At 41.7% G+C, this 13,857-nt stretch carries 14 protein-coding genes and 1 tRNA gene; 8 read left to right on the top strand and 7 right to left on the bottom strand.

Annotated elements, in window-relative coordinates:
• Window positions 1–476: 476 nt before the first annotated feature.
• On the top strand, window positions 477–1,367 hold the full coding sequence (locus tag WA1_RS02220) for a hypothetical protein (protein WP_017741270.1): 891 nt from the start codon (window positions 477–479) through the stop codon (window positions 1,365–1,367).
• Here WA1_RS02220 and WA1_RS62050 read toward each other — a convergent pair.
• The 4 genes from WA1_RS62050 to WA1_RS02205 all read right to left on the bottom strand — a co-directional run bounded on the left by WA1_RS62050 (window position 1,364) and on the right by WA1_RS02205 (window position 3,523).
• On the bottom strand, window positions 1,364–2,626 hold the full coding sequence (locus WA1_RS62050; RefSeq protein WP_017741269.1) for a pentapeptide repeat-containing protein: 1,263 nt from the start codon (window positions 2,624–2,626) through the stop codon (window positions 1,364–1,366). The genes WA1_RS02220 and WA1_RS62050 overlap by 4 nt on opposite strands.
• Window positions 2,623–3,039 (bottom strand): hypothetical protein, encoded by a 417-nt coding sequence (locus WA1_RS02210; RefSeq protein ID WP_017741268.1) that lies wholly within the window; start codon window positions 3,037–3,039, stop codon window positions 2,623–2,625. The genes WA1_RS62050 and WA1_RS02210 overlap by 4 nt, the downstream gene beginning before the upstream one ends.
• 234 nt (window positions 3,040–3,273) lie before the next feature.
• On the bottom strand, window positions 3,274–3,417 hold the full coding sequence (locus WA1_RS56535; RefSeq protein ID WP_158516583.1) for a restriction endonuclease subunit S domain-containing protein: 144 nt from the start codon (window positions 3,415–3,417) through the stop codon (window positions 3,274–3,276).
• 34 nt (window positions 3,418–3,451) lie between these two features.
• A tRNA-Gly gene (locus WA1_RS02205) sits at window positions 3,452–3,523 on the bottom strand.
• A 139-nt stretch (window positions 3,524–3,662) separates the two neighbouring features.
• Between WA1_RS02205 and WA1_RS02200 the strand changes: the two genes are divergently transcribed.
• The 3 genes from WA1_RS02200 (at window position 3,663) to WA1_RS56530 (ending at window position 4,608) form a co-directional block, all read left to right on the top strand.
• Window positions 3,663–3,893: a hypothetical protein gene (locus WA1_RS02200; protein WP_017741266.1), complete on the top strand. Its 231-nt coding sequence runs from the start codon at window positions 3,663–3,665 to the stop codon at window positions 3,891–3,893.
• A gap of 162 nt (window positions 3,894–4,055) precedes the next feature.
• Window positions 4,056–4,442 (top strand): hypothetical protein, encoded by a 387-nt coding sequence (locus WA1_RS02195; RefSeq protein WP_017741265.1) that lies wholly within the window; start codon window positions 4,056–4,058, stop codon window positions 4,440–4,442.
• A 13-nt stretch (window positions 4,443–4,455) separates the two neighbouring features.
• Complete coding sequence (locus WA1_RS56530; protein ID WP_158516582.1) at window positions 4,456–4,608, top strand: hypothetical protein; 153 nt, start codon at window positions 4,456–4,458, stop codon at window positions 4,606–4,608.
• 204 nt (window positions 4,609–4,812) lie between these two features.
• Here WA1_RS56530 and WA1_RS02190 read toward each other — a convergent pair whose 3' ends face one another.
• Window positions 4,813–7,944: an efflux RND transporter permease subunit gene (locus WA1_RS02190; protein WP_017741263.1), complete on the bottom strand. Its 3,132-nt coding sequence runs from the start codon at window positions 7,942–7,944 to the stop codon at window positions 4,813–4,815.
• A gap of 49 nt (window positions 7,945–7,993) precedes the next feature.
• On the bottom strand, window positions 7,994–9,505 hold the full coding sequence (locus tag WA1_RS02185) for an efflux RND transporter periplasmic adaptor subunit (protein WP_026134434.1): 1,512 nt from the start codon (window positions 9,503–9,505) through the stop codon (window positions 7,994–7,996).
• Window positions 9,506–9,635: 130 nt separating this feature from the next.
• On the opposite strand from WA1_RS02185, the gene WA1_RS52140 reads away from it, so the two are divergent.
• The 3 genes from WA1_RS52140 to WA1_RS02175 all read left to right on the top strand — a co-directional run bounded on the left by WA1_RS52140 (window position 9,636) and on the right by WA1_RS02175 (window position 12,115).
• Window positions 9,636–9,842 (top strand): hypothetical protein, encoded by a 207-nt coding sequence (locus WA1_RS52140; protein WP_081402814.1) that lies wholly within the window; start codon window positions 9,636–9,638, stop codon window positions 9,840–9,842.
• Between the two features lie 141 nt (window positions 9,843–9,983).
• Window positions 9,984–10,859, top strand: coding sequence for an Npun_R2479 family HD domain-containing metalloprotein (locus tag WA1_RS02180; protein ID WP_017741261.1), 876 nt, complete (start codon window positions 9,984–9,986; stop codon window positions 10,857–10,859).
• Between the two features lie 137 nt (window positions 10,860–10,996).
• Window positions 10,997–12,115 (top strand): ABC transporter permease, encoded by a 1,119-nt coding sequence (locus WA1_RS02175; RefSeq protein WP_017741260.1) that lies wholly within the window; start codon window positions 10,997–10,999, stop codon window positions 12,113–12,115.
• A gap of 313 nt (window positions 12,116–12,428) precedes the next feature.
• On the opposite strand, the gene WA1_RS02170 is transcribed toward WA1_RS02175, so the two are convergent.
• Window positions 12,429–12,731 carry a hypothetical protein gene (locus WA1_RS02170; protein WP_017741259.1) on the bottom strand — a complete coding sequence of 101 codons (303 nt, stop codon included), beginning with the start codon at window positions 12,729–12,731 and terminating at the stop codon, window positions 12,429–12,431.
• Window positions 12,732–13,225: 494 nt separating this feature from the next.
• On the opposite strand from WA1_RS02170, the gene WA1_RS02165 reads away from it, so the two are divergent.
• Complete coding sequence (locus WA1_RS02165) at window positions 13,226–13,540, top strand: hypothetical protein (RefSeq protein WP_017741258.1); 315 nt, start codon at window positions 13,226–13,228, stop codon at window positions 13,538–13,540.
• The last annotated feature ends 317 nt before the right edge of the window (window positions 13,541–13,857 follow it).

Genomic DNA, 13,857 nt, shown 5'->3' with positions numbered 1-13,857 from the left:
TAAATGTTGCAATTCGTAAATGAGTTCGCACTTACCTCTTATACCTAAAAGATTTATACTATAAGGCTTTTTCCCCTTTGCCCTTTTTCTCTTTGCTCTGAGTGAACGCAGAGCAGCGAAGCGATCTAAAATTTTTTTCAAAAATTGAAGTAACAAGTTTTACACTACTATTTCCTTTATTCGTGCGATCGCGCCAACTGGACTTTAGACCATGACACGGAAAAGAACCCAACAATGCTAAGTTAAAGATAATCCACACCATAAAATGGAAGGATTACACAGCATTGGGTAATGAAATCATGGAGATTTTGAAATGAATAAGTATGGAAATTCAATCAAGAAAGCTAGGGAATCAGAACTAAAAAACTAAATTCCTATAAATGCAGAAAACTACAAAATTAAGTAAGATTTAAAACCAGCAAACTTCTTAACGATATAATAGTTTGTCGCAATTATCAAATCAAAAGTTGCAAACAATGAAAGGATTCGGACTTCAGAAAGAAAAACGTCTGCTTGTCAAGATAATCAGCAGTCAAAATTCAAAAGCGTATCAAGAATTCATAGGAAAGTTGTATTTAAGATTGGGAATAGACCGTACAACAGATTTAGTCATAAATGAAGTTTTGCCTACGTTACCGCCAGAAGACTATAAGTGGTGCTATGAAACTATGCTAGGGCAGACGGGGTACGAGCACATGAAGCAAGAGGCGTCAAATGCTCTTTATCAAGTGCTTGTCGAGAAGGGGTACACACCAGGCACGGATTTTAGCATTCATCCACAAGGCGGAATTATACTTAGCGACAATGCCAGTGAAGCACTTCTAGTTGATGTCCCAGAAAATTTTAGAGCCAAGATTCGTGCAGAATTGAAAACCACTATAATACCTAATGCCCTAGATACCTTAGAAGAACATTTAGGGGTGCCATTTCTTGAGCAGCTGTTGCAACGAGTCAGTGCTCGTTTAACAACTTTTACTGATAGCGAAGCAGCTACATATTTGGCTGTAATGACAAGTGGGTTCCAAGAGAGAACGCAGATTGAACTATTTCCTATCCTGCTTAATCATGTGGCACAAGCTCATCCAGAGCGAATTCAGGGAATTGTACATATAATGAAGAAACTTGATGATTTGGATAGCTCAGAACAAACCCATAAGGTCATGCTTGATTTAGTCTGTGCGGCAGGTGGAGAAAACGAACTCATGCCTCACCCCGATCGCCCAAATGATCCTGATGAATGTGTTATTTCCCGTCGTGGGATGGAAATTTTTGCTCAGGTCTGGCACGGGGAACGCTCAGTTTATGAGATTATTGGTGCACTTGATGCAGCAATAAAGAAACATCAGGAGGAAAGACAGCAATCCTAGCGACGACTTAAAACCTCAGAGCGGTCACCTGGAGAATCGTTGAAAATAGCACCTTTTTTCTCCAGGTCGCGCTCCATATCTTTAGGAAGGTCAACATTATTTCCAAATATAGCACCCTTCACTTTCACACCTGTGAGATTAGTACCGCTCATTTTCGCACCAATTAAGTTGGCATTACTTAAATCAACATCGCTTAAATTCGCATCACTTAAGTCAGCATTTTCTATAAAAGCACCACTCAAGTTGGCACCACTCAAGTCAGTACCGTTTAACTTGGCATTGCTCAAGTCAACATTTCTTAGGTTTTGACCGACAGCTCCTGTATTTACAATTTTCCTGACTAAACGCCATTTACCGTCCAGTTCTGTTTTGTTGTTAATTTTTACATCCCTCAAGTCGGCATCACTGAGATCGGCATCACTGAGATCGGCATCACTGAGATCGGCATCACTGAGATCGACAGCACTGAGATCGGCACCGCTAAGATTAGCACTGTTTAGGAATGCACTGTTTAGTCCGGCATAGCTTAGATCGGCATCCCTTAAGGTGGCATAACCGAGGTTGACAAATCCTAGGTTGGCACAACTTAAGTCTGCACCGTTCAAGTTAGCACCTCTCAAGCGAGCCGCCTTCAGGTTGGTAAAGGTTAGGTCAGCACAACTCAGATTAGCATTGCCCAGATCAGCATAACTCAGGTCAGTGTAGCTTAAGTTAGCACTGTTCAGGTTGGCACCACTCAAGTTTACATCTCTCAGTTCAGCATTGCTCAAGTTAGCATTGCTCAAGTTAGCATTGCTCAAGTTAGCACTGTTCAGGTTAGTCTTACTAAGGTTAGCGGCACTTAAATCAGCATTGTTCAGATCGAAACGGCTCAAGTTGGCTCCAGAGAAATCTTTAGATGGCAATCGAAGATAGTCATCAGGCAAAGGTAGCCAGTCTTTATCAATTTTTTCGCAAGGAACAGAGTTAACTACATCAGAATTCTCAAAAAAAATCTTTACCTCAAAAACAAAACCGTCCTCAGATTTTAGAAATGCATTTTGTAAATCAATCTTTCCAGATCGAATTTCCTGAAATCTTTGCTGCGATATTAGAACATAAAGCCATAAATCAAAATCTACCTCCTCGTCTATCCAAAGTGCAAAGTATATATTTCCCGTTAAATTTTGACAGGAAAAAAGTCTGGGTCCGTTGTAGTAACTGTATATCTCAATGGTTGAAAGTTCACCTAAGTCAGTATTTTGTGGTAGAAAGCTCATGACTCCATAACCGATTCTGTAGTAACATTAATGACTTGAAATACTTTCCAAGGAGTTGCATCATTGGCAACCCACCAAGTATGATGAGATGGTGAATCTAATGATGGAGTATGCTTCATTACTCCCTGTTCAGAAGTTAATTTACCCAATGCTGGTTTCATTTTACGAAATCCACGATGCCTTAAACGAGTGTTTAAGAGGTCAGATATTTCTGTGTAGACAGATAAACCACACGCTTGACACTCACGGTCATTCGGTTCAAAGGGGGGCTTATCTCGATGCTTTTCGCGTTTTGAGAGAAAGTCCTCAGGCTTAGGAGTATTATCATTTACAAGCATATATACATTCTCTGATGCTTCTTTTGCATCTTCTGGTGGACAGTCAGGTGGTAAGTGATTACGAAACAATTTCATTAAGTATTTGCCGATCTAAAGCGATTAAATATTTAGAGTAATTTGGGACATCTGTAAAATGGCAGTTCCCAGTCGTTCAATCTCTAGTGTTCCACATTTGATGTTATCTCTAAAACAAGATTTCGTCCGTTTCCCCCTTAACCAAGCAGTATTGGGTCTAAATCCCTCTAACGCTTACGTGGTCTACGTCGTGGAGGGGAACAGTATTTGCAATGACTAAGGTATTAGCCCTTGTTATTTACTATAATTTTCCTGTAGCATCTGCCGCAACTGCTCTAAAACCTGAATTTCTTGTTGTAGCTTAACGATACGACGTTTTATTTTCTCAATCTCGGCTTGCTGATGTTTCTTCTCTGGTAGTTGCTTAAGCTGTTTCAATGAATTTTGTACATCTTCCAAAGAGTCCTGAAGAAGCGGGCGATGGGACTCGAACCCACGACGTTCACCTTGGGAAGGTGACATTCTACCACTGAATTACACCCGCAATTGGTTGCATTCTTATTTAAATCATCTCTTATGTTAGCACAGTTTTTCAATTTCAGCTAGCATGTGATAAATTTCTTTACAACATCTCAATAATCACAACCCATTCCCTGATAGCAACAATGAACTATATATAGAATATGGTTAGCTCATTTAATGATGTTATTAACGAAGCACTGAACTCAGGCGATCCTAAAAAGGTTTTAGAAGGTGTAGTGGCTAATGCCATCATTCAAGCAGGATATGAGTTAATAAGCTTCAATAAAGAAGTGGGTTTAAATGGAGCGATTGGTGAAATTGATGTAGAAACAACTAACGTTATCATCGAAGTAACCACCCAGACTTCCCGCAAGTTAAAGCAAATTCAATAACTAATATCAAATACCGATCTAAATCCATTATGCAAAGCAGTGATTCTCTATGCACCTAATTACAAATCTACTCCGGCTCAAGATATCATCAATGTCGAGGGTTATGTAGTTCGTACTCAAGAGGAATTATTAGAATTAATGTCTATAATAGGAGCATAATCTATGCCAGAACCTATTTCTCTAATTTCCAGTGCTGATATTAAGCAAGAGGAATTTCTGAATTTTTTGCAGCAAGTAGGAGCAGTGTTACATCCCGATCCTTTGTATGATGGATGTTTATCTAAGGGGAGTCTCCATATTTGGATTGCTTTAGATAATAGTGAGCTAAAAAACTTTGATGCTGATGAAATTGAGTTAATTACGCAACAGCTTAATGCTAGTCCACAGACTCACATCCTACTTGATGTTAGTAAAAAATTAGGCAGTGAACAAATGGCGTTTGAGTTTGCCCATAGGTTCGCAGAACGATGGAATTGTGTTATTTATGACTCAAACCAAAAAGTTTACTCAAGACAGGAATTATTAGAATTTTACCGAACTGCTTCTTAACATGGAAAATGCTTTGGCTTCATCTTCCGACCGTCCAAGATTGTACCGCAAACACGGTGTTTTAGTGATTGAAACTGGGCAATTAAATGAGTTTGACATTAATGCGTTTATTAGTGAGATGCGAGAGGAACGAATTCAAGAACAGATAGGGAAAATGGGTCTGTGAAAATTCTGTACGATACGTCTGTATTAATCGCTGCATTAGTGCAAGTTCCTGAATAACAATAAATTAATTCATGACACATGACTGTCACGACTGCTGAAACCTGCTTGAATTGTACTCAAATGTACGGGCGAGGACGCCCGTACCACAAGAACATTATCACAAGAACATTACCACAAGAACACAGTGTGGTTCATTGAAAAATGGCTAATTTGAGTTAGCAGGGGGCAAATCCCTCACCACTCCATTGCCTTCAACAACATTTCGCCGTTGCTTTTTCTTCCTCCCAAAACCGTATTTAACTATATTCAGCATCCAGTTTTGGAAGTCGTCAATATAGGAGAACAGCACGGGTACAACCACCAAGGTTAGCAAAGTGGAAGTGGTAAAACCTCCCAAGATAGCAACCCCCATTGATTGGCGGACTTCCGCACCTGCACCAATTCCCAATGCTAAGGGAACAGTACCTGCAATGGTTGCCAATGAAGTCATCATAATTGGGCGCAGACGCGACAACCCAGCTTCTATGAGTGCCTGACGTTGGGTTTTTCCTTCCTCCATGTTGATAATTGTGTAGTCAACCAACAGAATTGAATTTTTTGTGACAATTCCCATCAACAACACAATACCAATCAAAGCATAGATTCCTAAAGCTTTTTGTGCCAGCATCAAACCTACCAACGCGCCACCCAAACAGAAGGGTAACGCCGCCATAATGGTTATGGGGTGAAGGAAGTTGTTATACAACAAAACGAGAATCGCATAGATACACATTAAGGCAAGCCCTAATGCACCACCAAAACGACTGAAGATGTCAGACATAATCTTGGCATCACCGGAGTTTTGCAACATGACTCCCGGAGGTAGCTTTTGCAAAGCTGGTAGTTGATTAACTGCTGTAAGACCATCCCCCAAGGAAATTCCTTCTAAGTTCGCTTCTAAAGAAACTTGACGGGTGCGATCGAAACGGTTAATACTTGCAGGACCACTGCCAAAGCGGATGTCTGCAACGGCAATTAAGGGCACCACACTTCCATTGGAAGTGGGAACTTGAAGATTTTTGAGAGTGGTGATGTCCTCACGGGCTTTAGGGTCAATTTGGATACGGATTGGGATTTGGCGATCGGGTAGATTATATTTCGCCAAACTAGCATCGTTATCTCCAATCGTAGCAAGAGATGCAGTCCGGGCAATAGATTGCACCGAAACTCCTAAATCTGCCGCCCGTTGCGGATCGGGAACAACCAAAATTTCTGGTTTCACCAAACTTGCACTGGAAGACACCTCCACCAAGCCCGGTATTCCCCGCATTTGTTTTTCGATCGCATCTGCGGTTTGGGTTAATGCTTCAGGGTTTTCACTGCGTAAGAGTAGGGTTAAATCCTTGCGACCACCAACAGAACCAGCACTTTGGAAACCAATTCTTGCACCTGGAACTTTTTCTAGCAAAGGACGCACGGATTTCTCAAACTCTATCTGGGAAAGTTTTCGCCCTTCTTCTTTAGGCTTCAACTGAAGAGTGAGAGTTGCAGTATTGATATCTTCTGTGGATAGCACACTCAAAACATTGGGATTCTCCTTAACAAGGTTGGTAATTTGGGTTGCTAAGAGTTTGGTATCTTCCAAAGAAGAACCGGGGGGGAGTTCTGCGGAGATAATAGAAATTCCAATGTCACCGCCATCCACCAGTCCCTTAGGAATGAGAGGAACAAGCATCAAACTGGCAATGAAGAATGCTATGGCAATCCCCATCGTTGTCAATCTATGACGCAATGCGAATCTGAGCAGGGATTTGTAGGGTTGGAAGCGAGGACGGGAGGAGGAGAACTTCTGATTTTTCCCTTGTTTGTTCGGATGCTTGTCCTTCATCAAATACGCCCCCATCATCGGCGTAATCATCCTTGCTACTAAGGTTGAGAAGATGGTAGAAACGGCAACAGTCACACCGAAGGGTTGGAAAAATTGACCCGGAACACCTCCCATAAAAGCAACGGGTAGAAATACGGCAATAATTGTGGCCGCACTTGCTATCACAGCCAAACCCACTTCATCAGATGAGTCAAATGCAGCTTGCTTTGCTGATTTACCCATTGACATGTGCCGTTCCATGTTTTCAATTTCTACGACGGCATCATCTACTAGGTTACCGACTGCAAGTGCAAGTGCTAGCAAGGTCATATTGTTGAGAGTATAACCCAAGGCATATTGCACGGCAAAGGTCGGAATTATGGAGAGTGGCAATGCCACAGCCGTGATTAATGTTGCTCGCCAATCACGTATAAATACTAAGATAACCAGTATTGCGAGTATTGAAGCTTGGATTAATTCATCAATTGTACTTTGGTAAGATTCCCTAACAAAAGAAGCTCTGGTAAAAATTAATTCCAACTTAACATCAGAAGGAAGAGTTTTTTGCAGTTTTTCGACGGCTGCTTTGACTCCTTCTTCCACTGTCACCATAACACTGCCCGTACTTCGCAACACTTGGAACGCGACCACAGGTTTGTTGTTCAATCTTGCAGATTGTCGCACATCACCGTAGCTATCTTCTACCGTTCCCAAACTAGACAAGGGTACAGAACCACCTTCAGGTAAGATAATTTCGTAGTTTCTTAAAACTTGTACGCTAGCAGCACTACCGAGAGTACGGATATTTTGTTCGCTACCACCAAGTTCTGCACGTCCACCTGGTAAGTTAATGTTAAAAGCCCGGATCTGATCGTTGACTTGGGTAGCAGTAATACCTAAAGATTGTAAGCGAGTGGGATCTAAATTAATCCGGATTTCTCGGTTAACCCCACCTATCCGATTCACTTGTGCTACTCCTCGAACCGCTAACAATGAACGGCTGATGGTTTGGTCAACAAGGTTACTTAATTCCTCTACAGAACGCTTATCAGACCTGACTGCGTAGGTGAGAATAGCACCCCCAGCAAATTCTAAGCGTTGCACAATGGGGTCATTGATATCTTGGGGAAGGTTTTGACGAATTTGAGAGACAGCATTGCGAACATCATTTGTAGCGCGATCTGTGTTTGTCCCCAACACAAAGTTGATTGTGGTTGTGGAAACGCCATCAGTAACTGTCGATCGCAGTTCGTCAATGTTACCCAACCCAGCCACCGCATCTTCAATTTTTTTTGTGACTTGGAATTCCAATTCCGCAGGACCAGCCCCTGGTTGTGTAACTTTTACCTGTACCGTTGGAACATCAATATTTGGGTTGGTATCAATCCCTAAAGATTGGAAGGAAAACCAACCCACTACCGTCAAAATTAAGAATAATACTATTGTTGGAACTGGCTTTTTTATCGACCAAGCTGAAATGTTGAAGGACATAGAAGTTTTGTTAGTGGTTAGTTGTTAGTGGTTAGTTGTTAGTAGGAAATTAACCACCAGCATTAACGACTCGAACTTTGTCGCCATCTTTGAGATAGCCAGCACCTTGGATGATTATGCGATCGCCAGGTTGCAATCCACTTTTGACTTCCACTCTGCCACCAATAAGAACTTCTCCTAGTTCTACTTTTTGAGCGCGGACAGCGTCTTCACCCGATAGGATGAACACCACTACACTCCCATCAGGTTGGGGTAGTACGGCTTTTTGCGGTACAGCTATACCCGTTGTCGTTGTGGTGGTAATGGCAGCACGGGCAAACATACCTAGTTTTAAAGAAGTCGTTGCAGGCAAATTAATTTTCACCGTTGCTTCACGCCTTTGCTGATTCACAATCGGTTCTATTTCTCTAACTTTTCCTTGCAATTTCACCCGACTATCCATATCAGAAGTGACTTGCACGGGCGCATCAATTCGGACTTGTGGCAATTGAATTTCTGGAACTCGTGCAAGTAACTCCAACTCACCATCTTGAATAATTGAGAATAATTTTTGTGTCCCACCAACCACAGTTCCAACTTGAGTTTGTGGCGGTACACCCGTCACATCCCCAACTCGGGCAAGTTTTTCTGCCACAACTCCTGAGACAGGAGCGCGAACCACAGTTTGTCTGAGTTGAGTTTTTAGTTGTTCTACCCTAGCTGCACTACTTTTGACATTAGCTTGGGCGCTGTTGACATTAGCTTGGGCAATTTTGACACCAGCCAATGCACCACCAATGTTCGCTTGAGAACTCTTAACATTAGCTTGAGCACTTCGGATATTAGCTTCAGCAAGGCGCACTACCTCTGTTGCTGTTGCCAAATTTGTTGTCGCAGTATCAAACTGTTGGCGGCTAATTGCCCCTTCATTTGCCAGTTTTTGATTGCGCTGGAAATTGAGTTCCGCTTCTCTCAACTTTGCTTTAGCTTGAGCCAAGTCAGCTACTTTTTGCTGCACAATGGCTTGATTGGAAGCAACAACTGCTTCACTGGATGTCACCGATGTTCGTTTCGATATGAGATCTGCCTGCTTGGATGCTACATCCGCCTGTTTTGCTTCTACTTCCGCTTGTGCTTGCCGAATTTGCTCTTGTAGGAGAGAATCGTCTAACACAGCCATCACTTGACTGGCTTTGACTTTTTCTCCTTCCTTCACAAGAATCTGTTTGATTTGCAAACCATTTGCTTGCGGCAAAACCGGAGTTAGGTCGCGTGCTGCTACACTCCCCGTCGTGTACAGTGTACGGGCAACACGGGTTGTTTCGACTAGGGCGACAGTAACAGTCATATTTGGTGCGGCTGGCACCAATTTACTTGCAACTGGTGGTTTTTGGCTCATCGAACGATTGCTGAGAACGCCCATTCCCCCAAAGGAGATAGCAACGCCCAATCCCGTACCCACTAACAACGGTACTAGCCAAGGGTTTCCCCGCTTTTCCACCGTTTTTTTCTCTTCCCATTTGGCGTCTTCCGCCATCACTGGTGCTTCCAGTTCTAGTTCTGACAAACTCTCTTCACCCACAGTTGATGCCTCCGCTTTCTGCCAAACCACTATAAGCAGCTTTGCTTAAGAAAGTTTAAAAATGATTGCTGTACATTAAATATGACGTATTACTTCGGCTTTCGGTTGTGTGATTCCTCGGAATATACACATGACCAAAGTCATATCTTTAGCAGTGACCAGTAACTGGTCACTGGTCACTGGTCATTGGTCACTGGTCACTGGTCACTGGTCACTGGTCACTGGTCACTGGTCACTGGTCACTGGTCATTGGTCACTGGTCACTGGTCACTGGTCACTGGTCACTGGTCACTGGTCACTGCTTTATTGCTGTGCTAAAGTCAGAAAGATTTACTAGTGATCTGGCTGTTTGCCAACCCACTTGCGAATCCGTTCCATAAGAGCGTTCAAGGGGTTACCTGTAACCTCCGGAACGATCGCCTAATTATGAAAAATTAAGAAAAAGAATAAATAATTCTTATCAAATTGAGCAGTTACTATGTTTAATGCAACTGAGATTTTAATAGACACCTTTGTAGAGCAAATTCGTGAAGGATACACTCGCACTTACGGCTGTTATAAGCACGACTACCAAGATATCATAGCTTGGGCGGGTAACATGGCTTTGGAAAATATTGCCAATAGCGATGCTTTGTATCATAACGTAGAACACTCTATCTTAGTGACCTTAGTAGGGCAAGAAATTTTACGTGGCAAACACATCCGTGAAGGTGGGGTTTCCAGTGAAGACTGGTTGCATTTTATGATTTCCTTACTTTGCCATGACATTGGTTATGTGAAAGGGGTATGCCGTCTAGACCGCGATGAAGAAGGCTTGTATGCTACGGGTAAAGACGGGAAAATGATTAGTCTAGCACCTGGTGCTTCTGATGCCAGTCTCACTCCACACCATGTTGATAGAGCTAAACTCTTTATAGATGAACGTTTTGGCGGTCACAAACTGATAGATGCTGAGGTAATCAAGAGAAATATTGAATTAACTCGCTTCCCAGTACCAGCTGTAGATGACCACCAAGATACACATAGTTTTGCTGGATTGGTGCGTGGGGCTGATTTAATCGGTCAGTTAAGTGATCCCCGTTATTTAAAAAAGATTACTTCTTTGTTTTACGAGTTTGAAGAAACTGGTATGAATAAGGTATTGGGTTACCAAAACCCTGCCGACTTACGCAAAAACTACGCCAAGTTTTATTGGAATGTGGTCTATCAATACATTCGCGATGCATTACGTTACCTTTCTCTAACACAGCAAGGCAAACAAATCATTGCTAATCTTTACTCTAACGTGTTTGTTATAGAACACGAAAAATCTCAAGAAGATAACTTGTATTTAATGGAGAAACTTCGTGCATAGGGGATAGGGGGTTTAGGAAGAAGTGAGGAATGAGAAAAATAAATGATGAGAAATTTCTGAGTCCATAATGATATATAATCGAAACCCTACAAAACTAGTCCCTACTCCCTACTCCCTACTCCCTACTCCCTAACCCTATGAATTGGTGGCACAGACTTAAGAAAAATCCTTTAGCGAAATTTGGGGCAATTGTGCTCTTGATTTTCTATACGCTAGTTATTGCGGCTGACTTTGTCGCCCCTTATGACCCCTATGCTTCTCAACCCAATGGTTCTCTATTGCCACCAACTCGCGTTTATTGGGTTTCTCAAGAATCAAAACAATTTATCGGTCCTCACATTTATCCCACAACTCAGGGAGAAACAAATTTAGAAACAGGCGATCGCGAACTAATTGTAAACTACAAAAAGCCTTCACCTTTGCGGCTGTTTGTACAAGGTTCTACTTACCGTTTATTTCAGTTAAGCGTACCCCTCCCGCCTAAATGGGAAGAAGTAGATATCATTCCCGGTATCCCCTTAAATTGGCATTTGTTCGGTGCTGACGGTGAGGCAAAGTTCAACCTTGTGGGTACGGATGACCAAGGACGCGATCAGTTAAGTCGTTTGCTTGTCGGTGGTCGAATCAGCCTGTTTATCGGTATTATAGGAGTTCTCCTGACCTTTCCCTTGGGACTAATTATAGGTGGAATTTCTGGATATTTTGGTAGCTGGACAGATAGTGTCATCATGCGATTATCGGAAGTGCTGATGACTTTCCCCAGCATTTATCTTTTGGTAACTTTAGGAGCAGTCTTACCACCAGGTATATCTAATACCCAACGCTTTTTACTCATTGTCGTCATTACTTCCTTTATCAGTTGGGCGGGATTAGCAAGGGTTATTCGCGGACAGGTGCTTTCAATTAAAGAGCGAGAATATGTCCAAGCAGCCAAAGCGATGGGAGGCAAACCGCTTTACATTATCCTTCGTCACGTACTGCCACAAACTGCGAGCTATATTGTTATCTCTGCTACCCTAGCTATTCCTAGTTTCATTGGAGCAGAAGCCGTACTCAGTCTGATTGGATTGGGAATTCAACAGCCAGATCCTTCTTGGGGTAATATGTTATCTCTGGCAACTAATGCTTCTATTCTGGTATTACAACCTTGGTTGATCTGGCCTCCAGCAATTTTAATTATTCTGACAGTGTTGTCTTTCAACTTACTGGGTGATGGGCTGAGGGACGCCCTCGATCCCCGTAGTTTGCAAAGGTGATACTAGAACTTACGCACTGTACAAATTAACCGTTATATGCATCAACGAATAATGGTCGTTTTAGACTTGTAGGGGCGCAATGCCTTGCGCCCCTACGGTTGGTAATGTTGGTTCTTATTCGTTAAAAAATCAAACGTTGAGGCGCTAAATATGCTCACTTCATATCTGACGTTTTCTGTCAATGCGTAAGTCCGCATAGGCGGACTAACGTTTGTATAGCCGCGACTTCCAATCGCCTCAATTATTCTCTCGCGCTTAGTGATGAAAGAGCGATAATAAGGCGCAATGTTAAATTTCTCATTTGTGTTAACTATTATATGTGCATAACGTAAACGTCATTATCACGAATTTTTGCCTTAGCAACACCATTCTCATCTATAGCCAAAGCATCCACTTTTACCTTCGCCTTGCTTTGGATCACATTTTTTTTCTCCTTAACAGAGACATGAGTAGTAGCATTAGTGTAAGTGATATCTCCTTCAGCATAAGCAGATCCTATAGCTTCAGCGCCACCTGGATAAGCATATGCATCACCGATAGCAATAGCGGTTGCTCCGCCAAGAATTTGGTTGGGAAATTCTACGGCTTCACAAAAGTTCAAGTCAGAAATAATCATTGTTTCCTTCTGAGAATTACGCTAAATATTTTCTGGTCATCATGTTATATCAATTTTGTGCGCGATCGCTCCATACCATAAGGGGATGTTTTAAAACTTTTATAAGGTATAATTTCCCCGTTCTGACTTAGGGCAACTGCAATCAAAAATCGAGCTTTTATCTGTGTACTGAAATACTTCGTTGTGCTTACTAATAGAGCAAAAGCTCCTTTTAAAATCTCCTCTGAGAGAGGCAATTTTAAAGTCGAAAAAAATTAGAAATAAGTCACTTATTTTTTTCGGTTTCGATTACTGTTCAAAAGCGTTGTTTGACGACTATACTGTTGTTATATCGTCAAATGCACAGAAAATTCCGCCTCAAAATAATCGTCATGCCGTTAAAAAATCAGTAAGTTTTTTCAATGTTTTCCTGCACAGAATATATTTTTTGTTTACAGAAAACAATTAAAAAAAAATAAAATTACAGTTAAGTTGTTAACCTTACGTATAGACGTATGTATCAAACTTATATAACTTACAGAAAAGAATATTTCTCAAGATCTGAACTAAATTTCATAATTAAGGTACTGAGAGGTAAGCAGTGCGAGTTGCTTGGCTTCATTGCTGAGGTGACTAAAGCGACAAATTCTATTAAGCATGATGCAAGTGACATAGAGACTGACGTTGACCCAGACGCGATCGGATTAAAGCTTTTGGTAATGCCATATGATGCAATGGTTGATTTCCATACCCGACTTCAGCGTTTGAGGGAATTTCCAGATGCCCATTACCGCTTAATCGAACGCTTGCAAGAAGTAGAATTGCTATAGCACAGATCCCCCACTCTCAACGGAAGAACGATCGCACTCTCAAATTTTTTTGATAGGTCATGAGAATAATCTCATGTTTTTTTCATTATTGTTTCATGCAATACCCAAATCATGATTAGTGTGCAAACTCATAGTATGTAAAAGCAAACGAACTGGACTACTATCCCCCATATGCTGTAATGCAGTTTCAGGTATTGGGGTTTTTTTGTGTTGTTAGCAATAAAGTGAAAAGTTTTAAAGCCTATGCCAGCTTAAAAGAAGTGTTAGTATATCTAAGTGGGCGTTTTGTAGAATTGGAGTTGTCGTTGTGGTAAACA

This window comes from Scytonema hofmannii PCC 7110 (assembly GCF_000346485.2).
Classification (GTDB): domain Bacteria; phylum Cyanobacteriota; class Cyanobacteriia; order Cyanobacteriales; family Nostocaceae; genus Scytonema; species Scytonema hofmannii.
The sequence above is the reverse complement of the archived record's forward strand: the minus strand, read 5'-3'. Positions and strand labels throughout refer to the sequence as shown.